Here is a 25,849-nt window from a genome sequence, read left to right as displayed (position 1 = left end):
CGGCCAAGCCTTGGTCAGCCGATGTGCATCGTGAAGGCCGGACCGTTGTTCAGCACGCAGGTGCCGCTGCCGAGCGTTGCCGAATTCATCGTGTAGCGGCAACTCAGCATGCCGCCGCGCGTGTCGCTGGCATTGGCGATGCCGCTGCGCTGCGAACTGCCCGCTTGCCGCGTCGACTCACCCTGGAATTGCTCGCCGGCGATCGTCGCGTTGAAGTAGCCGCGACCGTTCATGTCGTTCGTGACGGTGCCGGTGATCGTTCCGTACATGACTGCTTCGGCGTTGGCCGGGTAGAGGCGTGCGGTGAAGGTCGGCGCCACCATCGGAAGCGGCGTCACCATCGTTTGCGGCGAAGCCATCGGCATCGTTGCGACCGGAAACAACTGCTGGGACGGCACCTGCGGCGGTGGCGTTTGCAACGGCACGATGTAGCAGCCGCTCAAAGCGGCGGCCGCGAATGCGCCGGCGAGGGAAAGACGAACAACAGAAAAAGACAAGCGCGAAGGCAAGAGCTTCATACACTTTTCGGTGGCCCGGGCAGATGCCCGTGAACGCAATGTCGTCGACACGGTCAGCGAAGCGCCGGGAATTTGGGTCGAGTAGCGCTGGGCGCTCCCGCGGGTAACGCCAGCCGCGCCCCGGCGACAATCGGTTCATGAATTTCCGGAAGATCCTCGTGCCGCTGGTCGGTATCGTGCTGCTAGGGCTAGCCTATCGAAGCTACGGCTGGCAGGGCGTCGCGCTCGTCGGCGGCGCCATCGTCATGTTTTTGCTGCTGCACTTCAACCGCGCGATGAAGGTGCTGCAACGCGCCGCCGAGCGGCCTGTGGGCTACGTCGACAGCGCCGTCATGCTCAACGCCAAGCTCAAGCCGGGCTCGACGCTGATGCACGTGGTCGCGATGACGCGCGCGCTCGGAGAGCCGAAGTCGCAAGAAGGCACGCAGCCCGAGCTGTACCGCTGGACCGACAACGGCAACTCGTGGGTCGACGCGACCTTCGTCGGCGGCAAGTTGAAGGAATGGGCGTTGACGCGGCCCGACGTGCCGGCGGAAGACACTCCCACCGGCCCGTCTACCTTGGCGCGCTAGAACGGCGCGGATTCGTCCGCGAGTTCTTTGGCCGTGGGGCCGTTGGCCGAGGTTCCGGGCGACTTGCCACCTTGCGCCTTCAGCTTCGCGACGGTGTCGTTCGCAGCATCGGCCGCAGATGCACCCAGCTGCATCTCACCGCCAAGCGCCTCGAGCAATTCAGGCACCAGCTGGCCCAGCTCGCCTGTCGCGATCGCCGCATCCGCATCGAAGTTGTCTTCCTTGCCGCCCTTGTTTGCGACTGCACTGTCGGTGCCCTCGAGGAACACGATCTTGCGGATCACCATCGCGTCGGTCAGCTCGAACGACACGCGGTCGTCCCAGGTCATCGCAAGGCGCGTCGGCCGCTTGCCATCGGCGATGTGCTGGCGGACCTCTTCGATGTCGAGCGCGTGCTTGGCGTAACGCACGACGGATTTCGATTCGTCGCTGGCGCGCAGTTCGCATTCGCGGTCGATCGTGAAGCCGGCCGGCGGTTCCTGGCTGGAGAGCCACTCCGACATCGCGGCGGCCGGCTCCATTTGCGTTTGCAGCAGTGCCACCGAAAAACCTTCGAGGCACTGCACCAGGCTGGTCACGACTTCGTCGGCGCGCGACACGTTGCTGGCGTTCACCACCAGGCGGCGCTCGGCTGGGTCGATCCACACCATGATGCGTGCATGTTTGGTGAAGGCCAGCGGCAGCAGCTCGTGCGTAACGTCTTCCTTCAGGTCGCGCTTTTCTTTCTTGCCCGGCTTGCGGCCGGTGGTGGCCTCGATTTGCGCGGCGCGTTCCTCTACTTTGCGCCGGATCACCGAGGCCGGCAGCGCCTTGCTCTCGATCATGTACTCGAGCAGCCACTGGCCGCCGATGGATTCGACCAGCGGCCCGTTTTCTTCACCGCGGGGCTCGGTCCAGCCGGCGGACTTTTCTTGCGACGGGCCGCAGGCCACGAAGCGGTTGGCGCCCAGGGCCTCTTCAGCCTGGGTCGATGTTTGCGACCACGATGGTTCGATGCGATAGACGATGACGTTCTTGAAGACGGACACTGAAACCCTTTTCCGAGTGATTGGCAGAGCCGTCCATTGTGGGCCTCTCGTTGCGCCGGCCCGTGGCAATACCGATACGCGCCGGCGCCGTAAAATCGGAAGCTTTTGCGACAGCATTTCCACACGCCCCCAAAGGACCAAGACATGAGCGCCCTCGTACCGCCTCCCGCTTCCCTAGACGACCGCGACGGCAAGATCTGGATGGACGGTGAACTGGTCGACTGGCGCAATGCCACGGTCCACGTCCTGAGCCACACGCTGCACTACGGCTGCGGCGCCTTCGAAGGTGTTCGGGCCTACGACACGGTCGATGGCACTGCGATCTTTCGTCTTGCCGAGCACACCGAGCGCCTCTTCAACAGCGCCAAGATCCTGCGCATGAAGATCCCTTTTTCGCAGGAAGAAGTGATGGCGGCGCAAAAGCAGGTCGTGCGCGAGAACAAGCTCGCAAGCTGCTACCTGCGCCCGCTGATCTGGATCGGCTCCGAGAAGCTCGGTGTCAGCCCCAGGGGCAACAAGATCCACGCGATGGTTGCGGCCTGGGCCTGGGGCGCGTACCTCGGTGAAGAAGGCATGCGCCGCGGCATCCGCGTGAAGACGTCGAGCTACACGCGGCACCACGTCAACATCACCATGACGCAGGCCAAGGCGGTGAGCAACTACACCAACTCGATCCTCGCCAACATGGAAGCGCTCGACGACGGCTACGACGAGGCGCTGCTGCTCGACGCCAGCGGCTTCGTCTCCGAAGGCGCCGGTGAAAACATCTTCGTGGTGAAGGGCGACGTGGTCTACACGCCCGACCTGTCGGCCGGTGCGCTCAACGGCATCACTCGCAACACCATCCTGCATATCTGCAAGGACTTGGGGCTGGAGCTCGTGCAAAAACGCATCACGCGCGACGAGGTCTACATCGCCGACGAAGCCTTCTTCACTGGCACCGCGGCTGAAGTGACGCCGATTCGCGAACTCGACCGCATCGAGATCGGCAACCGTGGCGACGGCGGTTCCCGCGGCCCGATAACCGAAAAAATCCAGAGCGCGTTCTTCGACATCGTGAACGGCAAAAATCCCAAATACGCCCATTGGCTAACTAAAGTCTGAAGACCCCTATCACCATGTCGACCACCGCCGTCATCGAACTGCTCGCCAAAGAACTCAATCACCAGGGCGGCGTCCACTGCCCGAGCCCGCTGGCCGACATGAAGCTCTGGAGCGCGCACCCCAAGGTCTACCTCGACGTGGCACGCACGGGAGAAGCCAAGTGCCCGTATTGCGGCACGGTGTACCGCCTGAAGGCGGGTGAGTCGGCAGTGCATCGGCACTGAGCCACTGACCTGCGCCAAGCGATAAGGACAAGACGATCAACAAGCTTTCTGTCCCCCGTCGAGCGTTGTTGCTCGGCGCGTTTTCCGCACCGTTCGTCGGTGCATGCGCTCCCTTGTCGCATGACCCCGGCGCATCGGCGGCTGCGCTGCAGGCGCTGGACAAACTCGAAGCATCCGCGGGCGGACGCCTCGGCATCGTGGCCTTCCGGACCGATGCCGGCAGCAGTGGCGATGTTGGCGCGCGTTCTGCGGTGCAGCATCGCGCCGATGAACGCTTTCCGATGTGCAGTACGTTCAAGGTGCTGGCCGCCTCCGCCATTCTTCAGCGCAGTGCGATCGAAATCGATCTGTTGCAGCGTCGCGTGCGCTATGCCACCAGCGACCTTGTGACCTATTCGCCCATCACTGAGAGGCATGTGCAGGACGGCATGACCATCGGCGAACTTTGCGCCGCCGCGCTGCAACACAGCGACAACTCGGCCGCCAACATGCTGCTCGACGCACTCGGTGGTCCGCCAGTGGTCACTGCCTTTGCGCGATCGATCGGCGACACGGCTTTCCGACTCGACCGCCGCGAGACGGAACTGAACACAGCGCTGCCCGGCGATCCCCGCGACACGTGCACGCCTCGCGCCATGGCGCGCAATCTGCAAGTGCTGCTGACGGGCAACGCATTGCCCACGCGACAGCGCGATCAACTCGTCGCATGGATGCTCGGCAACACCACCGGTGCCACGCGCATCCGTGCAGCGGTGCCTGCCGACTGGCGCGTCGCCGACAAGACCGGCTCGGGCGACTATGGAACGGCGAACGATATCGGCGTCGCATGGCCGCCAGCGGGTGCGCCGATCGTCATGGCGATCTACTTCACCCAGACCGTCAAAGTGGCGCCGATGCGCAACGACGTCATTGCAGCCGCAGCGCGCATCGCGGCCACTGCATTGGCCTGAGCGCGCCGGTCGAATCTTGCAGGCTCACGCGTCAGGGCCGGTGTATCGCCGGCGCATCCACCACTGCACACCGCTGCGCAGGCCGGTATAGACCGCGAGAACGACCGCGCCCAGCAGCAGCCCGGCACCGACATCCGCCGGAAAATGCGCGCCTGCGTAGATGCGGCCCCATGCAGTGGCAAAGGCCAGTGCCAGCAACACGGCACCCGCGGTATGCAGGCCCGGACGCACCAGGCAACCCAGCGCGACCAACGACATCACCGACATGTGCGTACTCGGCATGGCGCCTCGTCCACCGTGCTGGAGGTAATTCGGGCTCATGCCTATCGCGAAGGGGCGAGGCATGTCCAGGGCGCTCGAGATGGCTTGAGACAGCACGGACGTGATGCATGCCAGCAGCAGCAAGAGGACCAGATACAGGCGCTGAGATGGCTGGCGAAAGCCGCTGTAGAGCACTGTCAGGCCTGCAGCCCAGGCGCCGTACACGGCGATCCAGCAAGCCGCCGCCAACAGCCAGGGCGTGGGATGGAAACCTCCCGCCATCCATTCGAACAATCCGTAGTTCACATAGCGCATGGCAAAACCTCCCGACCGAGACGTCGACCACCGTCAAGGGCAGTTCGGTTGCGGATTATTGAAGGCACGACGCTGCGATTCTCAAAATCAGGGGTTAACCGAAGCTGAACGTGGCGGTTGCAGCCGCATCAGCTCCTGTAGCCGCAAGGGCAGCATCTCGCGCCACGGCTGGCCCGGCTCCTGCACCAGCCGCAGGTAGACCATCGCGATCCACAGCAGGCTGAGTCCGATCTGCGCATCGCGCAGCGCAGAGTTCACGCTGGTCGCGATCAGCATCACCAGCATGGCTGCAAAGCCGCAGCGTCCGGTGATGTCGTTCCGGCGCCAGCCCTGCCACACGCCGACCAGCATGATGACCAGCAGCGTCAGCAGTCCCGGCACCCCGGCCTGCGCGCCCATCCACAGGAAATCGTTGTGGGGCATGTTGTAGTCGGCCAGCAGCTTGGGCCCGCGCAGGTGCCATTGCTCGGTCCAGCCGCCGATGCCCCAGCCTGCGAGCGGTTTGTCGATGATCATGCGTGCGGTGTCGCGGTACATGTAGAAGCGCACGACCCAGCTGCCTTCCGACACCGCACCGGCCTGCGCTGCTTCGATTTCCTGCGCGCCCAGCGCGAAGGTGCGTTGCACCACCGGCGACTGCCACACCAGTACCGACGCCGCACCAACCGCGATCACCAGCACCACCGCCAGCACCCGCAGTTGCTTGCGCCACTGATGCACGCACACTGCAACGCCCGCAACCAGCAGCCCGAGCAGCGAAGTCCGAGATGGCAACCACAGCGTGATGATCACCGCGACAAAGCCGGTGAGCGCGAAAGCGGGCAGCGCCCAGTGCCCCTTCTTGTCGTGGATATGGGCCAGCCCGAATACCACCGCACTCACACCGAGCACCGTGAACAGCAGCGCATCGTTGATCGACTTGTTGCCGACCAGCACCAGCGTGGCGCGCCACAACTCGGCCATCGGAAAGCCGACAGTGCGATAGAGCAGCACCATCAACACGCTGGTGAAGGCGATGACGAAGAAGCCGCGCAGCGCCCACAGCGCTTCGTCGCGGGTGAGCGCCATCGCCATCACGATGGTCGCTGCGATACGGAAACCATGCCAGAGGTTCGATGGTGTCTGCGGGTAATGCGGCCTGAATGCGAGCACGACAAGCGTCCACGCAACGTAAGCGACCACCGGCCACCACAGCGGATTGGCACGAATGCGCGCCGCGCGTTCCTGCAAATTGCCCGCGATAAAGAGCGTCGCGAACATCAGTACGGCGGCAAGGTAGTTGACGCCCACCGGTGCGAAGACTGCGAGCCCCCAGAACATGGCGGCGGGGCGGGCAATCGTCGATCTCTGCATGGTGGCGGCGATTCTAGGTGCGGCCTCCGGGTGGCCACCTGACTTCACCGCCTCGCCTCGAGGCTCAAGCTCCGTTAGGCAGCGCGATGACGAAACTGGCGCCGCCGCCGGCACGGTCTTCGCAGCGCACCGTGCCGCCGTGGCGTTCCACGATCGATTTCACCAGCGCCAGCCCCAGGCCCACACCGCCTTCCCGCTCGCTGGCGCCGGGCAGCCGATAGAACGGCTCGAAGATGCGGTCGCGCAAGGCGGCCGGCACGCCCGGCCCGCGGTCGTTCACGCGCACGATGGCAAAGCCGCCGGCGCCGGAAGCGGTTGCCAGCTCCACCGAAATCTCGCCGGCGCCATAGCGCCGTGCGTTCTCGAGCAGATTGCGGATCGCGCGTCGCAGCAGCCGCGGCACGCCACGCACCGTGAGCGCATTGCTGTCTGTGCCTTCGGCCACGTCGAGTTCTGCGCCGACCTGAGCGCACTCTTCGGCAGCCAACCCCATCAGGTCGACGGTTTCGATCGTGCCCATGTCGGCTTCGCTGGCGTCGAGCCGGCTCGACAACAAAATCTCGTCGATCAATTGGTCGAGCTCACCGATGTTGCGGGCGATTTCCTGCCGCGACTTCGGGTTCGGTGTGTCGCCCATCAGCTCCAACCCCATGCGGATGCGCGTGAGCGGCGAGCGCAATTCGTGCGACGCGTTGGCAAGCAGCGACTTGTGCGAGCGCACCAGTTGTTCGATCCGCACCGCCGCCGCATTGAAGCGTCGCGCCAGGTCGCTGACCTCGTCTTGCCCTTCTTCGGCCACGCGCACCGACAAGTCACCCTCGCCCCAACGCTGCACGCTGCGCTGCAACGACTCCAGCCGCTTGGTGAGCCGCCGCACGATCGGGTACACGCCGAGCGCTACCGAGACGCCGACCAGCACGATCATCCAGACGAAGCCGAACGGCGTGCGCCACGGCGGCGGTGGTGGCCGGCCTTCGCTGGCGATGGTGCCCGGCTCGCGCCGATTCACTTCGAGCGACAGGGCGCGGCCGTCGCTGAGCGTCAGGTCGAACTCCAGGCCTTGGCCGCGCGCACGCGTCGCCTGGCCGGTGCCGATGACGTTGTTCTCGGTGTCGCGCACGATCACCTCGCGCGGCAGGGCGTTGATGCGGTCGCGCTCGCTCTCGGCGGAGATGCGCACCAGCCAGCCAGCCGTCAGCGTGAGCACCACGACACCCGCTACCACCGCCAGCCAGATGCGAACGTAGAGGTGGCGCGAGTAGAGGCTCAGCATCGGTCGGTCAATCGGTCAATCGATTTGAGCCGATCAGTCTTGTTGCTTGGCAAAAACGTAGCCGACGCCGCGCACCGTAAGGATGCGCTTCGGGTTCTTCGCGTCGATCTCGATGGCGGCACGGATGCGACCCATGTGCACGTCGATCGAGCGGTCGAAGGCTTCGAGCTCGCGGCCGCGCACCGCTTCCATGATCTGGTCGCGTGTGAGGACGCGACCCGCGCGCTCTGCCATCGCGACCAGCAGGTCGAACTGGTACGAGGTGAGGTCGGCCAGTGCGGCCGCGACGGTCACGGTGCGGGCGTTGCGGTCGATCTCCAGGGTGCCGAATCGCATCATGGTCGACGCTGCGGCTTCGCTCGTCGTCTCGCCGCGACGGCGCAGCACGGCGCGAATGCGGGCCAGCAATTCACGCGGCTCGAAGGGCTTGGGCAGATAGTCGTCGGCCCCGATTTCAAGGCCGATGATGCGGTCCATCGGGTCGCCCTTGGCCGTGAGCATCAGCACCGACACCTTCGCAAGGCCACCCGGCAGTGCGCGGATGCGGCGGCACACTTCGAGCCCGTCGGTGTCGGGCAGCATCAGGTCGAGGATGACGAGGTCGGGTGCGTGCTCCTGCAACTGCGCCAGTCCGCTCGCACCGTCGGCTGCGTGGTTGAAACCGAAGCCCGACTGCGTCAGGTACTCGCCCACCATCTGCGCAAGGCGGGTGTCGTCTTCGATCATCAAAAGTTGGGGGGTGCTCATGAGCTTCATGGTGAAGGGCGGCGAGCAACCCGCGTTGAACGCTGCGTAAAGTTGGGGTAAACGTCGGGATGTGCCTCAAGCGGCGAACAGCATGGTCCCTTGACCGGAATGGGCTGGCACCATCGCCATTTTTTCTTTGAGCAACATGCGCAATTCGGTCGCTTCGATACCGGGGTGTTCCGTCGATGCGCGCACCAGAATCTCAGCGGCCAACTGCCGTAGTTGTGCGGCCGATGCGCGCATGCGATCGCGAAACGCGCTGTCGTCGAGATCGTCTTTCAGGCTCCGATTGAGGTCGGCAAACCAGGGTAGCGCCGCCTGGTCGAGCATCACCGCCGGATTGCGCTTGGTCGTCACGCCAGACCACGCGCGCAAAAAATGCTGCACGGCGACGTTGAGCTTCTGGCAGTGCTGCAGTTCTTCCTTGAGGCTGCCCAGCAGCGCCAGGTCGGTGAGCCGATCCTGAAAGAAGATCTGCGAGAGCACGCCCCAGTAGTAGGTGTAGTCCCAGATCACCTTGATCGGCAGCACCTCGGGGTCGCCGAAAAGCGCGTACTGGTCCTGATAGAGCGCGAGCGTGCTCTCGTAGAACGAGTGATAGATCTGGTCGTAGAGCTGCGCGCGTGCTTCCACCGAGTGCCCGGCGCGGTCGTGCGCGATGAGGTCGGTGATGTAGGTGTTGCCCATCGCGATGAAGTCGCTGCCGGGCGAATAGAAGGGGTCGAGAAAGAGCCCTGCTTCACCGGTCAGCGCCCAGCGCTTGCCCGAGAAAACCTGCTTGCAGCCGTACGAAAAATTCTTGAAGAAGGCGAAGTCCTGCAAGAGATGGCGCTTGCCGTCGAGCTCGTCGTAGAGCGCAGGCTGCCAGGTCTTGAACCAGTCCATCGCCTTGTCGAAAGTGTCGAAACGGTCGAGCGGGTGAATGCGCGGGTCGGCCACGATGCCGATCGAGTGCGAACCCGATGCCAGCGGAATCAGCCACACCCAATAGCCCGCGCCGACCAGGTGATTGGTCGACAACCAGCGTGCTTGCGGCTCGCAGCGCTCGCGCCATTCGGCGTTGTCGCTCCAGTGGTCGATGGTGATGCGGTCGCCGATGCGAAACCACACCGCATTGCACTCGTGCGAGTTGGGCTCGGCCAGGCCGAGCTTGCGCTTCAACATGCCCGCACGGCCGCAGGCGTCGATCACCCAGCGCGCATGGATCTCGTGCGACTCGCCGTCTTGCGTCCAGCGCAGGCGATGCGGCTGGCGAGCGTCTTCGGCCAGGTCGATCTGCTTGACCAGCGCGTTGTCGACGAAGCGGACGCCGCAACGCGCAGCTTCTTCGGCCAGGTAGTTCTCGAAGATGCCGCGATCGATCTGGTAGCTCGGCACCGACAGGTAGCGGCTGGCGCCGATCTCGGTCACCTGATCGATATCGCGCCGCCCTTCGCTGAAGAAAAAGCGAAAGCCGAACTTGCGCAGCTGTTCACCTTGCAGGTGCGGCTTCAGGCCCAGTACCGTGTCAAAGTAGTGCGCGCCGATCTCGACCGAGGATTCGCCGACCTTGTGCGCGGCGTGCGGCACCGGATGCGAGCGACGCTCGAGCACCAGCACGTCGATGGGGTCGAAGCGCTTTTTCAGCTGCAGCGCCAGCGTGAGCCCGGCCAGCCCGCCGCCCATGATCACGACATCGTGCGCGCTCACATTGGCATCATCGGATGCTGTGTTGGCGGCGGCCGCCGCAACGGCTTTGATGGACATCAGGCCTGCTCGAGCCGCATTTGAAGCGACAGTTTGGGTGACAGCGGGAGCGCCAGCGTGCCCGCCTCGCCCAGTGCAAGCAATTCGAACAGCGGCAGCGCGTCGGCCATGGCGTTGGCGGTGAGCGCTTGCGATATGTCGCTGCGCGGTGGAATGGCGTGCGCTTCGCCGCTGACCAGCGACCAGTCGAACGATGCCACCGTGCGCTCGGTGCGCTCCGGCGCGATCACCATGCCGACTGCCAGCAGGCCCCGGCTGGTAGTGACCGACGACAACGCACCGACCGACGGAATGTCGTATCCCACGAGCAGCACCGGCGTCTGGTCGGCGGCACACTGCGCGGCGGCTTCGAGCATGCCGGCGGCAAAGCTGCTCTCGAAAGCCGAGATCGAATTGCTGGCCGCCATGCAGCCGGTGCCGATGGTCCAGTAGCCCACGGCGGCGTTGTGCACCGAGTTGTGGAACTTGGTCGGTGACAGCACCGATGGATCGCTGGCGAGCACCGTGCACATGTAGTCGTTGATCGCCAGGTCGCCGTGCGCCGAGACGAATACGCACGGCAGGTCGGGCGCGTGGCGGCCGGAAGCGGCGATGGAGGCGGCCGCAACTTCCAGTGCCAGCGCCACGGTGTCGGGCGCGCGGCGGCGCTCGGCCGGGGCCAGCACCATCGGCGCGGGGCGCTTGGCGGGCGGCTCGGTCACGTTGCCTTCGCCACGAAACGCGGCGCGGGCGTTGTCCCAGCCCGGCAGGCTCGGGGCCCAGAAGGCCGGGCCTTCGATGTAGAGCGTCGGTGGCTTCGGAATGTGGTTGGTGCTCATGCCGCGGCTCCCTTGCCGAACACCAGCGAGCAGTTGTTGCCGCCGAAGCCAAAAGAGTTGGACAGCACGTAGCGCACCTCGCCGTGCGCCGGTTTCAGCCGGATCTGCGGTCCGAAGTCCGGATCGATGTCAGTGGTGTTCACAGTGCCCGGCTTCAGCCCGCGCTCGATGGCGAGCAGGCTGACGACGGCTTCCACGATGCCCGCTGCCCCGAGCGTGTGCCCGGTGAACCCCTTGGTCGAGCTCGCGTGCGTGGTCTCCGGAAAGCGGCGTCCGACCAGCGCGCCTTCGACTTCGTCGTTCTTCATGCTGGCGGTGCCGTGCATGTTGATGTAGTCGATGGCGTCGGTGCCGAGGCCCGCGCGGGCCAGTGCATCGTTCAGCGCCCTTTCAGCGCCGAGGCCTTCGGGGTGCGGCGTCGACATGTGGTGCGCATCGCTGGCTTCACCGTAGCCGAGCAGTTCGAGCGCACCGGCGCCGCGTTCGAGCAATGCGAAGCCGGCCGCCTCGCCCAGGCTGATGCCGCCCCGCGCCGCATCGAACGGTCGGCACGGCTGGTTCGACACCAGCTCGAGCGAGTTGAAGCCGAACAGCACGCTGCCGCACAGCGTGTCGACACCGCCGACCACGGCCGCATCGACAAGGCCGAGGCGGATCAACCGCTCGGCGGAGGCGAATACTTTGGCGCTCGACGAACAGGCCGTCGAAATGGTCTCGCACGGACCTTCGAGGCCGAGCACTTCCTGCACGAACATCGTGAGCGAATGCGGCGTGTGCACTTCGGGCCTCCGCTGGTCGGCGGGGAATTGGCCTTCGGCATCGAGCTGCGTGTATGCGAGCTCGGTTTCGCCGATGCTCGACGTGGAAGTGCCGAGGATCAGCGCAATGCGCGACGCGCCGTACTTTTCTCGCGCTGCGGCCACGGCCTGCTCGAAGCCATCGGCCTGCAGGCCGAGCCAGGCGAGGCGGTTGTTGCGGCAATCCCAGTGCGCCAAGGCTTCCGGGAGACGCACTTCTTCGACGCCCTCGACGCGGCCGATCCAGGTGTCGAGCGGTGCATCGCCGAAGTCGTTGGGACGCAGGCCACTGCGGGACGATTCGAGCGCGGTGGCAAGCGACTCCTTGCCGGTACCGACGGCCGAGGTCGCGGTGTAGGCGCTGATCTTCAGAGGGGGAATTCGGGAGGGCACGGTGATGGAGAGAGAAAAAATACAGGGGTCGGGCGCACGGTGAGGTGCAAGCTCTCGGGCGGGCCCGCTCGAAAACCGTTACAGCCTACCAGCAGCACGCTCTATGCCACGTCGGCGCAATCCGATAGTCCAGAGCCGTAGCGGGGCTAGCGGTTCGGGTCTGTCGAAGCGGTCGAAGCGTGCTGGGCCCTGGCGGCACGCGACGCCAACGCGACCAGCACCAGCACCGGCACGCCCAGCACCGCCGTAGCGATGAAGAAGGTGCTGTAGCCGTAGGCATCGACGAACACGCCCGAGTAACCGGCGATGAACTTCGGCAGCAAGAGCATGAGCGAACTGAACAGCGCGTACTGCGTCGCCGAATAGCTGACGTTGGTCAGGCTGGACAAGTAGGCGATGAACGCCGCCGACGCGATGCCGCCGGCCAGGTTGTCGGCCGACACCACCGCGATCAGCGCGTGCAGGTCGTGGCCGCGACCGGCCAGCCAGGCAAAGAGCAGATTGCTGGCTGCGCTCAGCACCGCGCCCAGCATCAGCACCCGCATGACGCCGACGCGCATCGACAGCACGCCGCCGACGAAGGCGCCGACCAGCGTCATGATGACGCCGAACACCTTGCTGACGTTGGCCACCTCTTCCTTGGTGAAGCCCATGTCGACGTAGAACGGATTCGCCATGATGCCCATCACCACGTCGCTGATGCGATAGATCGCGATCAGCGACAGGATGAGCGCCGCCTGCCATTTGTAGCGGCGGATGAAATCGGCGAAGGGTTCGACCAGCACGCTCTGCAGCCACTCGGCCGCATTCTTGGGCTGTGGCAACACGCGACGGATGGGCTCGGGCGACAGCAGCACCGTCAGCACGCCGACCGCCATCGAACCGGCCATCACCAGGTACGCCGTTTTCCAGGCGCCGTTCTGGTAGCCCGACGCACCACTCACCTCGGCCCATGCGGCCACCCACAACACGCCAGCGCCGGCCCAGATCATCGCCAGGCGGTAGCCCGTCTGGTAGGCGGCCGCCAGCGCAGCTTGCTTGCGGGTTTCGGCCGACTCGATGCGAAAGGCGTCCAGCGCGATGTCTTGCGTGGCCGAACCGAAGGCAACCAGCAACGCGCACCAGATCATCGGACGCAAGCCGGCGCTCGGGTCGTTCACCGCCATGCCGACCAGCCCGACGATCACGACCATTTGCGCCAGCAGCAGCCAGCCGCGCCGTCGTCCGAGCAGCGTGGTGAGTGGCGGTAACGGCAGCCGGTCGACCAGCGGTGCCCACACCCACTTGAAGCCGTAGGCCAGGCCGACCCAGCTCAGGAAGCCGATGGTCGCGCGGTCGATTCCGGCTTCGCGCAGCCGAAAGCTCAGCGTGCCCAGCACCAGCAGCAGCGGCAACCCCGCAGAGAAGCCGAGGGCCAGCATGCGCAGCGTGGCAGGTTCGAGGTAGACCTTGAGCGCGTCGCGCCAGGGCAGGGCGGGGGTGGCTTCGGCAGCCGAGGGTGCGGACATGAGGGCAATAGGGTGGGGCTCTCCTATTATTCCCTTATGCCTGCGGTCGCCCCGGCCTTGCCCGCGGGGCGCCGTCAGCGCCGGTGGTACGTGGGCGCCAGTTGGTACACCGGCGTCGGAATGCCTTCCATGCGCGCCTTGAGCTGCAGCGCCAGAAACTGCGAGTAGTGGCGCGATTGGTGCAGGTTACCGCCGTGAATCCACAGCTGGGCGACCTGCGTCGGCTTCCACATGTTGCGCAACTCGCCTTCCCACGGGCCGGGGTCTTTGGGCGTCGCGGAGCCCAGGCCCCAGCACTTGCCGACCTGGTCAGCGACCTCCGGTGAAATCATGTCGGCCAGCCAGCCATTCATCGAACCGTAGCCGGTCGCGTAGACCAACAGATCGGCCGGCAACTCGGTGCCGTCGCTCAGGGTGACCGAACGAGGGTTGATGCGCTCGATGCCGACGCCGCTCCTGAGCTTGACACTGCCGTTGGCCACCAGCTCCGATGCGCCGACGTCGATGTAGTAGCCCGAGCCGCGGCGCAGGTATTTCATGAACAGGCCCGATCCGTCGACGCCGAAGTCGAGCATGAAGCCGGCCTTCTCCAAGCGCGCATACAGATCGGCGTCGCGCACCTTCATGGCGTCGTAGATCGGCACCTGCATCGGCGCCATGATCTTGTAGGGCACCGAGGCGAAGGTCAGGTCGGCCTTGTCGGTGGTCATGCCCGCCTTCACCGCGGCATCGGAATACAACCCGCCCAGCGCCAGCTCCATCAGTGAATCGGATGGCGCGATGTGGGTCGAGCTGCGCTGCACCATGGTGACGTCGGCGCCGTGTTCCCACAGTGCCGCGCAGATGTCGTGGGCTGAATTGTTGGAGCCCAGCACCACGCATTTCTTGCCCTCGTAAGCCTCCGGTCCGGAATGCTTGCTCGAATGATGTTGCTCACCCTGAAAGTCGGCGGCACCGGCGATCTCCGGCGTATTCGGGTAGCCCGAAACGCCCATCGCGAACACCAGCTGCTGCGGCCTGAGCACGACCTCCTTGCCTTCGCGTTCGACCACCACTTCCCACGCCTGGGTGGCTGCGTCGAAGTGCGCCTTTTTTGCGACGGTCGAGTGCCAGTAGTTGAGCTCCATCACGCGGGTGTACATCTCGAGCCAATCGCCGATCTTGTCCTTCGGCGCGAACACCGGCCAGTCGTCCGGGAACGGCATGTACGGCAGGTGGTCGTACCACACCGGGTCGTGCAGACAGAGCGACTTGTAGCGATTGCGCCAGGCGTCGCCAGCCCGCGCGTTGCGGTCGACGACGATGGCCGGCACGCCGAGTCGCCGCAGCCGCGCTCCCAGTGCGATACCGCCCTGGCCGCCGCCGACGATCAGCACATAAGGCTGCTCGTCGTAGCCGAGCGCGGCCTCTTCTTCCTGTCGCCGTTCCAGCCAGCTCTGGCGCCCGCGTCGCGCACCGTGCTCCGCACCCTTGACGCGCCGCGCGCCGGTCTTCTCCTCGAAGCCTTTCAGCTCGGTCATGGTGGTCAGCAGCGTCCAGGCCTTGCCATGGCGCAAGCGCAGGTGGCCGCGGCCACGCGCCACTGTCGTCTCGAAGGTGAACCACGCATCGACCACGCCATCGGCCTCGGTGGCCTGGCCTTCGACGGCAAAGCCGCTCGGCTTGGTGTCGGCGAGGCGCGCCTGCAGCATCGCGCGGATGGCTGCCGGGCCTTCCTGCGTGCAGATATTCCAGGTGAAAGAGACGAGGTCGCGCCAGTAGCAGTCCGGCTCGAAGAGCTCGACCGCGGCGTCGATGTCTTCGCGTTCCAGGGCGGACGAAAAGTCCGCGAACCAGGCGCTGGCAGCCTGGGTCGGATGAGTCGACAGGTCAGTCATCGGATGTCTCCGTGCACGGGGGATCCCGGCGACAGGTTCCTGCGTCGAGCGGACGCGTGCCAGAGGCAAAACCCGTGTCTTTGAATCAAGTCGTAAGGTGCCGCACAGCCATGTCCGGGCCGGCTTCATGCGGAACAGATCGTGGGCGCGAGTTGCACTTTCGACAAAACAGTATTGCAATCGGTGAAGCGGCGTGACGAGGCGGTAGTCGAGATTTTTCGGTTGAGGGGCGCGGCCGCCACTAGAGTCGCTCCAATCCCGGAACTTCTGCACGGGGGTCAGGATTCATATGTGTTCTTGCTGATCGGTTTTGCGCGGTCATTCGCCAAGGCCGAGTGGCAGCCGGTGCCGTGGCGCGGCGCAGTGCTTGCATGCCTGGCTGTGCTGGCGAGCTTCGGCGCGCAGGGTGCCCAGACCGCTTGCACCCCCCAAGCTGGCTTTACCGCGTGCACCCAATTCAGCTACAGCGGTGTCGATCAGACGTTCACCGTGCCTGCCGGCATCACGACGCTGAACTTCAAGGCCTGGGGTGCGGGCGGCGGAGGCTCCATCTCCAACACGTACGGCAACGGTTCGGCCGGCGGCGGCTATGCGACCGGCAACCTCGCCGTTGCGGCTGGCAGCAGCCTGACGGTGGTGGTCGGTGGCGGCGGATCGGCTGCCGCACTTTCGGCGGTTGCCGGCAATTCAGCCTACGGCGGTGGCGGCGCGGGCGGCAGCGCCACCGGCGGCACACCGCACGTCGGCGGCGGCGGTGGTGGTCGCAGCGCGATGGTGCTGAGTGGCACCGAGAGGCTGACTGCGGGTGGCGGTGGCGGCGCCGTGGTCGATCAGGCGTACGACACGTTTCCAGTCGCGGGAGCGGGTGGCGGGACGACCGGACTGGCGGGCAGCAACTACGCACCTGCCGGCTGCGGGGCTGCAGGCGGCTCCGGTGGGCAGGGCGGAAGCTCGGGCTCTGGCGGGGCTGGAGGCGTCAGCGTCGAAACGGCTCGAAACGGCTTGGCCGGCACCGCGAGACAGGGCGGCGCAGGCGGCAACGGCGTACCTTTTGCGTCCTCCACCGGAAACAGCGGAGGTGGCGGTGGCGGTGGCGGCTACTACGGCGGTGGTGGCGGCAACGGCGACTCTAATTTCAACTGTGGCTCGCAGACCGCGGGCGGCGGCGGCTCCAGCTACACGGGTGTCCTGACAGGGGCTTCGACCACGGCAGGGGCCGGCAGCGTGGCCGGCAACACGGGCGACAGCGTCTACTCGGCCGGCGTGGGTGCGGGCGGTGCACAAGCATCCGCGGGCGGCAACGGCTTGGTGGTGATCCAGTACAACTTGCCGTCAGTCGTCACATCGAGCATGACAGCGAGTGCCAACCCGCTGCTCGGCGGCGTATCGGGGCAGTACTACACGCTGGTGGTGAACGTGGGCACCGCACCGACCACGGCGCCGATCAGCATCGCCGACACGTTGCCCGCCAACATCGTGCTGAGCGGCACACCGACGATCGTGGCGGGCACTGCCGTGCTGTCCGGTTGTCCCTCCTCCGGCGGCGCGACGGGAGGTTGCACGGTCGCTGCCGGCGCAGCGGTCGGCAGCTTTTCCATCCGTTTTCCGGTGAGCGTCGCAACCACGGCGACCACCGGCACCAACTCTGCGAACCTTTCGGGCGGCGGAGATCCCAACTGCACCGCGGTCCTGCCAGATGCGTGCGACGCCACGACGCCGGCCACATCCGTCTACAACCCGCCGCTGATGCAGCTGACGGCGCAGACAAATAACGCCGCGCCAATCTCCTCGACTTTCGGCTACTCCCTCACCGGCCTGTCAATCAGCAGCGATTCGATCGCGACGGTCGGTGTGGGCCAGACGGCGTCGTCGCAAAACGCCGCAGGCATCTACGGCACAGCGGGAACCACTGTCACGATCGTGGCATCCGGCATTCCAGCGGGTTGGCCGACAAATCTGGACAGCGTGACCTGTAAAGACGCCAATGCTGCTGCCGATGGCAATGGCTCGAGCAGCACTAATTTTGCTACTCTAGTCGGCAATACCGTCACGCTGCCGGGCTCGGCAATGCGAGCCGGGGCCTTGTTCACCTGCACCCTGGTCAACGCGCGCCCGACCGTTGTTCTAAAGAAGCAGATCGCGGGTATCGCACCCGATTCGGCTTTGTTCAATTTGACTGTCGGCGGTGCGAACCTGCTATCGGCCGGTAACCCCGTGTACGACGTTGGCAACTACGGGACTACCGCAGTTGTTGGCGTCGATGTCGGCAGTGCGTTGACTTTGGTCGAATCCGCAGGCACCGGAACCAATCTGGCGCGCTATTTCTCCAGCATCGCATGCGTTAATTACGCTGGGGCGACCTATACGACCGGTGTCGGCGGCTCCGGTGGCAGTTTCACGGTGACTGCGCCGCCGGCTTCAGCCAACGGCGCTGGTCTCAAGGGCGTGAACTGCACCATCACCAATACGCCAGCCCCTGGAGTGTTGGTGGGCGCACAAAGTGTAGGCAGTACCGGTACTTTCAACTTCACGTTGAGCGGCGCAAGCAACACCAGCGACAGCGTGACCACGGTAAATCCGTCGGCCACGATCGTGTCGGGCGTTCAGCATGTTGGCACTGTCGGCACTGCGATCACGGTCTCCCAGACGGCCGCACCCGGCTACACCACAAGCGCCAGTTGCGCCGATGGGAACAGCTCGATCACGGGCAACACCACGCCGTTCGTGTCAAGCACCAACAGCATCACGATTCCCGCCGCGAACGTGAAGTTGAGCGCGTCGTACGTTTGCACCTTCACCAATAACAAGGTGCCGACGGTCAAGATCACCAAGGTCAGCAATGGCGGCGGAAGCAGCGGTGTCGGCACTTTCAGTTTTACAGGAACCAACGGCATTACCGGTGGCAGCATCACGACCACTAGCCCCAACGTTGCGGCATCGGGGCCGGATCAAACCGTCTCGTTGGCCAACACGCTTACGACGGTGAAGGAGAGCTCTGTGCCGGCCTTCTGGCCGAGCAACCCGGCCTCTGTTTTCTGCGTAGACAACAACGCGTCGGTATCAGGCAACGTCGTGGGCGCCAACTATGCGACGTTGGCAGCCAACGTGGCAAGCATCGCAGCGCCCGCCATGAAAAGCGGCGCCGCTTTCAACTGCACTTTCTACAACACGCTCTACCCGCCGCCGAACCTGTCGTCAACGAAAACACCGAGCGCCAACCCGCTCATCGTCGGTGCCAGCGGACAGTCGTACACGGTCAACATTTTCACCAATGCAACCACGACGGGCCCCATATTGGTGAACGACAACTTGCCGACGGGCATCACGCTTGGCGGTGTGCCGACACTGATACCAGGCTCAAGCACCGGCACGTTGTCGGGTTGTCCGACTAGCGGGAACAGCACCACCGGTTGCACCATCGCGACCGGAATGGCCGCCGGTTACTTGAGCATCAAGATACCGATAAACGTCGCAGCGACGGCAACAAGCGGTACCAACACGGTCAACATTGCCGGCGGTGGCGATGCAAGCTGTACGACGGCTGCGGATTTTTGCGACAGCACCACTGACAACACGCCGATTGCTGGACTGCCGACCATCAATCTCTTCACCAACACCGCGACCGCCAGCGCGGGTGCATCGACCTTCGGCTTCACCATGACCGGCTTGTCTGCTTCTGCTGACAGCATCGTTGTAACGGGTAACGCATTGGTGCGTTCGGCGCTGACGCTGACCGGCACGGCTGGTGTGGCAGCAACTATTAACGAGTCGAGCATCCCCGCGGGCTGGCGCACATCGTTAGACACGGTCGTCTGTTTGGATTCGAATGCACCGGCTGATGGCAACTTGAACTCGACCAGCAATCTGGCCACGCTGGCTGGCACCACGATCACGCTGCCAGCTGCCGTGATGCGGGGCAATGCCAACATCACCTGCACGTTTAACAACCTCAGGCCTACCATCAAGGTTATCAATCAGATCCTGGGCACGCCGCCAGACAACGGGCTGTTCAACCTGACGGTCGGCGGCGTCGCGTTGGGCGTCGATGGAACGGCAAACCCGCTGCTCGCCGCAGGCGACGGTGCCACCATCTCCAACATCGGCGTAAACGCGGGCGGTGCCCTCACCATCGGGGAGACCGTCGCCAGTGGCACCGTTTTTGCCAATTACCTTTCAACGTTCGCCTGCCGGGACGATCACTTCTCGATTTATCCGTCCGGCGGCTACGGCGGCAACTTTACGGTGACTGCCCCGCCAGCAAGCAGCAGCGGCGGCACCGAAAAGCTGACCTGCACGATAACCAACACGGTGCTTCCCACCTTGACCGTGGCCACGCGGTCAGTTGGCGGCACCGGGACTTTCGGATTCACGCTGAGCGGCGTCACGAACACGACCGATAGCGTTACCACCGCCACATCGGGCACAACGGTCACCTCTGCCACCGTGCACCGCGGATCGGTCAGCACGTCTGCAACGGTCACGCAGACCGCCGCAGCCGGCTACACCACCTCCGTCAGTTGCGCCGATACCAATGCTGCGACGACCGGCAACTCAACTGCGCTTACCGCTTCTTCCAACACCCTCACGATCCCGGTCAACAACATGCCGGCAGGGGCCAGGTACGTGTGCACCTTTACCAACAACAAGGCACCGTCGATCAGCGCGACCAAGACGGCCAGTACGAGCCCGTTCCTGGTCGGCGCGACAGGTCTCTATTACTCGGTGAACGTCACCGTCGGCGCCTTGACCACGACGGCCGCCATCACGGCAGCCGACACGTTGCCGAACGGCATCACGCTCAGCGGCACGCCCACCTTGGTCGCGGGCACCACCACGGGTGTCCTGAGCGGCTGCCCCACCAGCGGCAACAACCTCACCGGCTGCAGCGTTGCCAGTGGCGTGGCGCCGGGGACGTTCTCGATCCGCATACCGATCAACGTCGCTGGCACTGCCGTCGGCGCTGGGGGTGGCACCAACACCGTCAACCTGAGTGGCGGTGGCGACCCGTCTTGCACCTCGGCGGCAGGCGAGGCGTGCGATGCCAAGACCGCGGCGATTGCGGTGGTCGCCAGCAACCCGACAGTGCAGATCGTCAAGACGGTTGCCAGCGGGTCGGGCAGCAACCTGTTCGGCTTTGCGTTGAGCGGCCTCTCCGCGCCGACCGACAGCGTGACGGTGGTGGGCGCGGCGTCGGGCAATGGCGCTGCCAACCTCACCGGCACCAGCGGCGTCGTGGCGACGCTTCGCGAGACGGCGCCCGCCGGTTGGCCAGCCAACCCGCAAAGCGCGAGTTGCGTCGACGGCAACGCCGGCGTCAGCGGCAACCCTGCCGGCGCCATCGGAACGCTGTCGGGCGCGTTGCTGACCATTCCGGCAGCCAACATGGTCAATGGCGCAGCCTTTACCTGCACCTTCGTGAACGCCTACGCCTTCAGCGTGACCGGCCGTGTCTTCACCGACAGCGGTGCCGGCGCAGGCATCGCCAACGACGGCGTGCTGAACGGCGCCGAAGCCGGCGTGTCGGGCGTGACGCTGAAGCTGCTCGATTGCGGCAGTTCGAGCCTGATCGCCACGGCCGTCACCGACGGCGCGGGCCGTTACTCGCTGGCGGTGCCGTTCGCCACCGCGGCCGGCAACAACCTGTGCGTGCAAGAGACGACGCCCGGCACTTGGCTCTCGACCGGTGCGTCGGTCGGCTCCGTCGCGTTGCCCGCGGGCTCGCTCGTCACGACAGGAGGTACCGGCTACACCTACACCCGCGCGGTGCCGCTGGATGTCATCGCTTTCGCATGGAACGGCAGCGGTCACGCCGACTTGAACTTCGGCGACGTACCGCCCAACACCTTCGCGACGGGGGAGGTCAAGAGCGGCATCGCAGGCAACACCGTGAGCTATCCGCACAGCTTCTCTGCACGCAGCGGCGGCTCGGTCGGGTTTGCGATTGCCTCGTCGGTCAGGTCGCCGCCGCTGAGCGGCTGGAACGAGAAGATCATTGCCGACCCGGGCTGCACCGGTACGCTGCAAGCCGGCGCCGCCATGCTCTATCCGCCCTCGGTATCGATGGTTGTCACGGCGGGCCAGCCGGTGTGCATCCTGGTGCAGGTCTTCGTGCCGGCGACCGCGCCCGCCGGCTACACCGACAACGCTTTGGTCCAGGCGAGCTTCAGCTACACCGGCGCGATGTCCGCATTGACGGCCACTTACACGCTGAACGACCTCACTACCGTTTCGGGCGGCGCGCTCGACCTAAAAAAGGAAGTTCGCAACCTGACGCAGAACGGCGTCTTCGGCTTCGACAACCTGGCCAAGTCGGGTGAAACGCTGGAGTACCGCATCACCTACACCAACAATGGGCCGGCGCCCATCACGGGGCTCGACGTCAACGACGTGACGCCCAGCTACACCACCTTTGTCGCGGCGACCGCAGGCTCCACGCCAGCGGCAATGACCGCCTGCGCCAAGCGCACGCCGGGCAACCCTGCGCCACAGCCGACCGTGCCGTGCGCCACCGTGCAGTCGACCGGCGGCACCGGACCCCTGCGCTGGAGCTTGACCGGGCCGCTCGATCCGGGCGTCAGCGGAACGGTGCTGTTTTCCGTCAAGCTCGACTGATCGTTCGCTCGCGCCGCCTTCCGCCCGCCGTGAAAATGCGCTGGCACGTCGCTTGCGTGTCATCTTGTACACAAGACGGGATGCCTGACGATGGTGCATACGAAAATCGACGCGACCGCGACCGCCTGGATCAAGCGGTTCGACACTCCGGTTGCAAGCGCAAGCGCAAGCGCAAGCGCCGGGTCGGGCACGACGGGCGCACTGGCCGGCCTGCGCTTCGCCGCCAAAGACAACATCGACGTGGCCAGCATCGCCAGCAGCGCAGGCTGCGCCGCGTTCGCTGACTTCCGCGCAACGCCAACTTCGCATGCGCGTGTGGTGCAGCGCCTGCTCGATGCCGGTGCGAGTTGCGTCGGAAAAACCAATCTCGACCAGTTTGCCTGCGGCCTCAACGGCACGCGTTCGCCCTACGGAGCGGTCCCCAACAGCTTCGATGCGCGCTATGTCTCGGGCGGATCGAGCTCAGGCTCTGCTTACGTTGTCGCGACCGGGCAAGTCGACTTCTCGCTCGGCACCGACACCGCAGGCTCCGGCCGCGTGCCGGCCGGGCTCAACAACATCGTCGGCATCAAGCCGTCGCGCGGGCTCATCAGCGCACGCGGCGTGGTGCCGGCGGCGCAGAGTGTCGATTGCGTTTCGATCTTCGCGCGCACCGTGGGGCTGGCGCTCAAGGTGCTGCACGCGGCAAAGGGCTTCGACGCGGCGGACCCGTACGCGCGAGCACTCGAACTGACGAACGTACCGTACCCGAAGCGCTTTAGATTCGGTGTGCCGTCGACGCTGGCCTTCTTCGGTGACCACGCCTCGGAGGCCGCGTTCGCAGATGCCGTCGCGCAGCTGGAGAACATGGGAGGCATCCAGGTCGCCATCGACTACGCACCTCTCGCGGAGATCGCCGCGCTGCTCTACGACAGCGCACTGGTCGCCGAGCGCTACGCCGCGGTGCGCGAGTTCTTCGACGCGCACGAGGCCGAGGTGATCGAGCCGGTGCGCGGCATCCTCGCTGCCGGTCGTGGTTACAGCGCGGCCGATCTGGTCGAGGCACAAATCAAGCTGCGCACACTGGCCCAGCGCGTCGCCCCAATGTGGAACGACATCGACCTGCTGCTGGTGCCGACCGCGCCGACGCACTACACGATCGAAGCGATGCAGGCCGACCCGGTCGTGCTCAACCGCAACCTCGGCGCCTATACCAACTTCGTCAACCTGCTCGACTACGCCGCGATCTCTGTGCCGAGCAGCTTGCGGCCCGACGGCATGCCGTTCGGTATCACGTTGATCGGCCTGTGCGGCAGCGACTTGCAACTGGCGGAGCTGGGCCAGCGCTATCACCACGCAAGCGGGCTCACGCAAGGCGCGACTGGCGAGCCGCTGCCCGCGCCCGTCGACGTGTTCGCGAACGCATCGACGGCCCCGGCAACATCAGCGCCTGCCATGGCGCGCGTCGCCGTCGTCGGCGCTCATCTGTCGGGCATGCCGCTCAACAGCCAACTTGCCGACCGCGGCGCGACGCTGGTCGCCAAGACGCAAAGCGCACCGAGCTACCGCCTCTACGCCTTGCCCGGCACCGTGCCGCCCAAGCCCGGCATGGTCCGCGTCGCGCCGGGCGAAGGCGTCGCGCTCGAACTCGAAGTGTGGGAGATGCCGATGGCGCAATACGGCAGCTTCGTTGCGCTCATTCCTGCGCCCCTCGGCATCGGCACGCTGGCACTGGCCAATGGCAGCAGCGTGCAGGGCTTCGTCTGCGAAGCGCTGGCGCTCGACGGTGCCGAAGACATCTCGCATCACGGTGGCTGGCGCAGGTACATCGCTTCGCGCTCATGACGCCTGCCCTTCTTCGCCTTCGCCTTCTTCTCCCGCCTTTTCCCTTGTCCTTTTCTCTACCGTCCCATTCAACGAGGAGCCCGAGTCCATGAGCAACCCCGAACAGTTTCATCGCGCATCGCGCCGGCAGCTTTTGCAGGCGGGCGCCGCGGGGGTCGCCGTGCTGGCAGCACCGGCCATCGTGCGCGCCCAGACAGGTCCGAAAATCCGCATCGGCTTCTGGCCCGTTGCGGCCGGTCTGCCGTTTTTTGCCGCCCTTGAAAAAGGCTACTTCAAAGAAGCCGGCCTCGATGTCGAACCGCTCAAGTTCGCGGGCGCGCAGCAGGTGATGGAAGCCATGCTCTCGGGCCGCGGAGATGGCAGTGCCAACGGCACCGGTACGGCCAACCTCGCCATCGGCGAGATCGCGCAGCCCGGCCTGTTCAAGATCTTCTGCACCAACCCGAGCAACGTGAAGTACGTGCTCGACGAGTTCATCACGGGCAAGGACAGCGCCATCAAGACGATGGCCGACCTGAAGGGCAAGCGGGTCGCCTCCGGGCCCGGCATCCAGAATACGACGCTGTGCAAGACCATGCTGGAGCGCGCCGGCGCAACCGGCGCCACGGTGACGGAGCTGCCCATCGGCCAGCACGTCGCCTCGCTGGTGGCGGGCCAGGTCGACGCCTGCTACACGCTGGAGCCGACCGGCACCATCGGCCGCATGAACGGCACCACCCGCGTCATCGAAGCGGGTGTCGTCGCCAAGTACATCCTGGGCGATCCGATGGCGCCATGGCACGGCGGCGCGGGCAGCCTCACGACCGAGTTCATCAAGAAGAACCCCGAAGTCTCGAAGAAGTTCATCGCGGCCTATGCACGCGGCGTCGAACTCGTGCGCACCAAACCCGATGAAGCGCGCCAGTTCATGAAGGGCTACACGGCCATCGAGGGGCCGCTCACCGCCGAGGTGCCGCTGGCCTCCTACATGCTCTACAACGAATTCAAGCCGAGCGACATCGCGTACTTCCAGAAGTTCTACGACCTGTTCAGCGACAAAGGCATCTTCGAGAAGAAGGTGCCGGTCGAGCCGCTCATCTACAAGGCATGACCATGGCCGATGCCACCACGACCACAACCACGGGCGTACCGTGGACGCCGCCGGCCGGCGCTGCCGCCGTCTCGGTTTCCACGGCACCCGCCTGGGACCGCTTCCTGCCCTTCATTGGGCCGATCGCGCTGTTCATCCTGTGGGACCTGGTGGTGCGTTTCGGCTTCATCAAGCAGATCCTGTTGCCGACCCCCATCGACACGCTGCATGCGCTCGCGACCGGCCTGGCTGGCGGCCCGCTGCTGCTCGACTTCGCGGTCACGGTATGGCGCACGTTGCAGGCTTTCGTGATCGCGGCCGTCGTCGGCGTGCCGCTCGGCGTGCTGCTCGGCAGCAACGAGAAGGCCTACCGCAGCGTCGAGTTCCTGATCGACTTCTTTCGCTCGACGCCCTCGTCAGCACTGATCCCGTTGTTCCTGCTGATCTTCGGCGTGTCAGACGTCAACAAGGTGGCGATCGCCGCCTTCGGAGCCTTCCTCATCGTGATCTTCAACAGTGCCTACGGCGTCATCAATGCGCGCAAGCAACGCGTGATGGCAGCCAAAGTGATGGGCGCATCGCGCTGGCAGGTGTTCAAGGATGTGCTGATCTGGGAGAGCCTGCAACCCTCATTCGTCGGCTTGCGTTCCGCCGTATCGATGGCGCTGGTGATCGTGATCGTGGCCGAGATGTTCATCGGCTCCGACAGCGGCCTCGGCCACCGCATCATCGATGCGCAGCAGGTGCTCAACGTCAAGAGCATGTACGCGGCCATCCTGGCGGCCGGCGCGCTGGGCTATGCGCTCAACATTCTTTTCCTGGTGGCCGAGCGCCGCATCGTCCATTGGTCGGGGAGGTAA

19 protein-coding genes are annotated in these 25,849 nt (G+C 65.3%); 8 read left to right on the top strand and 11 right to left on the bottom strand.

The annotated features are described in order from the left end of the window. Positions 1-14 precede the first annotated feature (14 nt). On the bottom strand, positions 15-518 hold the full coding sequence (locus QN413_RS14405) for a hypothetical protein (RefSeq protein WP_323497269.1): 504 nt from the start codon (positions 516-518) through the stop codon (positions 15-17). A 137-nt stretch (positions 519-655) separates the two neighbouring features. Here QN413_RS14405 and QN413_RS14400 point away from each other — a divergent pair, with 137 nt between their 5' ends. After that, complete coding sequence (locus QN413_RS14400) at positions 656-1,090, top strand: glycerate kinase (protein WP_323497268.1); 435 nt, start codon at positions 656-658, stop codon at positions 1,088-1,090. Here QN413_RS14400 and QN413_RS14395 read toward each other — a convergent pair. Further along, positions 1,087-2,118: a recombination-associated protein RdgC gene (locus tag QN413_RS14395; protein WP_323497267.1), complete on the bottom strand. Its 1,032-nt coding sequence runs from the start codon at positions 2,116-2,118 to the stop codon at positions 1,087-1,089. The two genes, QN413_RS14400 and QN413_RS14395, sit on opposite strands and share 4 nt — an antisense overlap. Positions 2,119-2,262: 144 nt before the next feature. Between QN413_RS14395 and QN413_RS14390 the strand changes: the two genes are divergently transcribed. The 3 genes from QN413_RS14390 to bla are packed head-to-tail and all read left to right on the top strand — an operon-like array spanning position 2,263 to position 4,396. Then, complete coding sequence (locus tag QN413_RS14390) at positions 2,263-3,222, top strand: branched-chain amino acid transaminase (protein ID WP_187053913.1); 960 nt, start codon at positions 2,263-2,265, stop codon at positions 3,220-3,222. Positions 3,223-3,236: 14 nt separating this feature from the next. Then, positions 3,237-3,446 carry a zinc-finger domain-containing protein gene (locus QN413_RS14385; protein WP_187053914.1) on the top strand — a complete coding sequence of 70 codons (210 nt, stop codon included), beginning with the start codon at positions 3,237-3,239 and terminating at the stop codon, positions 3,444-3,446. Positions 3,447-3,481: 35 nt separating this feature from the next. Then, positions 3,482-4,396 carry a class A beta-lactamase gene (gene bla / locus QN413_RS14380; protein WP_323497322.1) on the top strand — a complete coding sequence of 305 codons (915 nt, stop codon included), beginning with the start codon at positions 3,482-3,484 and terminating at the stop codon, positions 4,394-4,396. A 24-nt stretch (positions 4,397-4,420) separates the two neighbouring features. On the opposite strand, the gene QN413_RS14375 is transcribed toward bla, so the two are convergent. The 9 genes from QN413_RS14375 to QN413_RS14335 form a co-directional block, all read right to left on the bottom strand. Beyond that, positions 4,421-4,972 (bottom strand): phosphatase PAP2 family protein, encoded by a 552-nt coding sequence (locus tag QN413_RS14375; RefSeq protein ID WP_323497266.1) that lies wholly within the window; start codon positions 4,970-4,972, stop codon positions 4,421-4,423. 87 nt (positions 4,973-5,059) lie between these two features. Beyond that, a complete protein-coding gene (locus tag QN413_RS14370; RefSeq protein ID WP_323497265.1) occupies positions 5,060-6,325 on the bottom strand; it encodes an O-antigen ligase family protein in 1,266 nt (421 codons plus the stop codon). 64 nt (positions 6,326-6,389) lie between these two features. Then, positions 6,390-7,598, bottom strand: coding sequence for an ATP-binding protein (locus QN413_RS14365; RefSeq protein WP_323497264.1), 1,209 nt, complete (start codon positions 7,596-7,598; stop codon positions 6,390-6,392). A gap of 33 nt (positions 7,599-7,631) precedes the next feature. Continuing rightward, a complete protein-coding gene (locus QN413_RS14360; RefSeq protein WP_323497263.1) occupies positions 7,632-8,354 on the bottom strand; it encodes a response regulator transcription factor in 723 nt (240 codons plus the stop codon). A 66-nt stretch (positions 8,355-8,420) separates the two neighbouring features. Continuing rightward, complete coding sequence (locus QN413_RS14355; RefSeq protein WP_323497262.1) at positions 8,421-10,091, bottom strand: NAD(P)/FAD-dependent oxidoreductase; 1,671 nt, start codon at positions 10,089-10,091, stop codon at positions 8,421-8,423. Then, positions 10,091-10,909, bottom strand: a complete 819-nt coding sequence (locus tag QN413_RS14350) for a beta-ketoacyl synthase chain length factor (protein ID WP_323497261.1) — start codon at positions 10,907-10,909, stop codon at positions 10,091-10,093. The genes QN413_RS14355 and QN413_RS14350 overlap by 1 nt, the downstream gene beginning before the upstream one ends. Continuing rightward, positions 10,906-12,099, bottom strand: coding sequence for a beta-ketoacyl-[acyl-carrier-protein] synthase family protein (locus QN413_RS14345; protein WP_323497260.1), 1,194 nt, complete (start codon positions 12,097-12,099; stop codon positions 10,906-10,908). The genes QN413_RS14350 and QN413_RS14345 overlap by 4 nt, the downstream gene beginning before the upstream one ends. Before the next feature lie 146 nt (positions 12,100-12,245). Next, positions 12,246-13,607 carry an AmpG family muropeptide MFS transporter gene (locus QN413_RS14340; RefSeq protein ID WP_323497259.1) on the bottom strand — a complete coding sequence of 454 codons (1,362 nt, stop codon included), beginning with the start codon at positions 13,605-13,607 and terminating at the stop codon, positions 12,246-12,248. Positions 13,608-13,681: 74 nt separating this feature from the next. Continuing rightward, entirely contained in the window at positions 13,682-15,484 is a 1,803-nt protein-coding gene (locus QN413_RS14335) for an NAD(P)/FAD-dependent oxidoreductase (RefSeq protein WP_323497258.1), read from the bottom strand. Between the two features lie 291 nt (positions 15,485-15,775). Between QN413_RS14335 and QN413_RS14330 the strand changes: the two genes are divergently transcribed. From QN413_RS14330 to QN413_RS14315, 4 genes are all read left to right on the top strand, one after another. Further along, positions 15,776-22,096, top strand: coding sequence for a hypothetical protein (locus QN413_RS14330; protein WP_323497257.1), 6,321 nt, complete (start codon positions 15,776-15,778; stop codon positions 22,094-22,096). 90 nt (positions 22,097-22,186) lie between these two features. Continuing rightward, on the top strand, positions 22,187-23,920 hold the full coding sequence (gene atzF, locus QN413_RS14325; RefSeq protein WP_323497256.1) for an allophanate hydrolase: 1,734 nt from the start codon (positions 22,187-22,189) through the stop codon (positions 23,918-23,920). 88 nt (positions 23,921-24,008) lie between these two features. Then, positions 24,009-25,010: an ABC transporter substrate-binding protein gene (locus QN413_RS14320; protein ID WP_323497255.1), complete on the top strand. Its 1,002-nt coding sequence runs from the start codon at positions 24,009-24,011 to the stop codon at positions 25,008-25,010. Between the two features lie 2 nt (positions 25,011-25,012). Continuing rightward, on the top strand, positions 25,013-25,849 hold the full coding sequence (locus QN413_RS14315; RefSeq protein WP_323497254.1) for an ABC transporter permease: 837 nt from the start codon (positions 25,013-25,015) through the stop codon (positions 25,847-25,849).

Origin of the sequence: Variovorax sp. LG9.2 (genome assembly GCF_035018885.1) — a bacterium.
Lineage (GTDB): Bacteria > Pseudomonadota > Gammaproteobacteria > Burkholderiales > Burkholderiaceae_C > Variovorax.
Note: the sequence above shows the minus strand (reverse complement) of the source record. Positions and strands in the feature narration are given on the sequence as shown.

Coding starts and splice junctions, on each gene's coding strand:
- QN413_RS14405 (WP_323497269.1), bottom strand. CDS start 518: ATGAAGCTCTTGCCTTCGCGCTTGTCTTTTTCTGTTGTTCGTCTTTCC.
- QN413_RS14400 (WP_323497268.1), top strand. CDS start 656: ATGAATTTCCGGAAGATCCTCGTGCCGCTGGTCGGTATCGTGCTGCTA.
- QN413_RS14390 (WP_187053913.1), top strand. CDS start 2,263: ATGAGCGCCCTCGTACCGCCTCCCGCTTCCCTAGACGACCGCGACGGC.
- QN413_RS14385 (WP_187053914.1), top strand. CDS start 3,237: ATGTCGACCACCGCCGTCATCGAACTGCTCGCCAAAGAACTCAATCAC.
- QN413_RS14375 (WP_323497266.1), bottom strand. CDS start 4,972: ATGCGCTATGTGAACTACGGATTGTTCGAATGGATGGCGGGAGGTTTC.
- QN413_RS14370 (WP_323497265.1), bottom strand. CDS start 6,325: ATGCAGAGATCGACGATTGCCCGCCCCGCCGCCATGTTCTGGGGGCTC.
- QN413_RS14365 (WP_323497264.1), bottom strand. CDS start 7,598: ATGCTGAGCCTCTACTCGCGCCACCTCTACGTTCGCATCTGGCTGGCG.
- QN413_RS14360 (WP_323497263.1), bottom strand. CDS start 8,354: ATGAAGCTCATGAGCACCCCCCAACTTTTGATGATCGAAGACGACACC.
- QN413_RS14355 (WP_323497262.1), bottom strand. CDS start 10,091: ATGTCCATCAAAGCCGTTGCGGCGGCCGCCGCCAACACAGCATCCGAT.
- QN413_RS14350 (WP_323497261.1), bottom strand. CDS start 10,909: ATGAGCACCAACCACATTCCGAAGCCACCGACGCTCTACATCGAAGGC.
- QN413_RS14340 (WP_323497259.1), bottom strand. CDS start 13,607: ATGTCCGCACCCTCGGCTGCCGAAGCCACCCCCGCCCTGCCCTGGCGC.
- QN413_RS14335 (WP_323497258.1), bottom strand. CDS start 15,484: ATGACTGACCTGTCGACTCATCCGACCCAGGCTGCCAGCGCCTGGTTC.
- atzF (WP_323497256.1), top strand. CDS start 22,187: ATGGTGCATACGAAAATCGACGCGACCGCGACCGCCTGGATCAAGCGG.
- QN413_RS14320 (WP_323497255.1), top strand. CDS start 24,009: ATGAGCAACCCCGAACAGTTTCATCGCGCATCGCGCCGGCAGCTTTTG.
- QN413_RS14315 (WP_323497254.1), top strand. CDS start 25,013: ATGGCCGATGCCACCACGACCACAACCACGGGCGTACCGTGGACGCCG.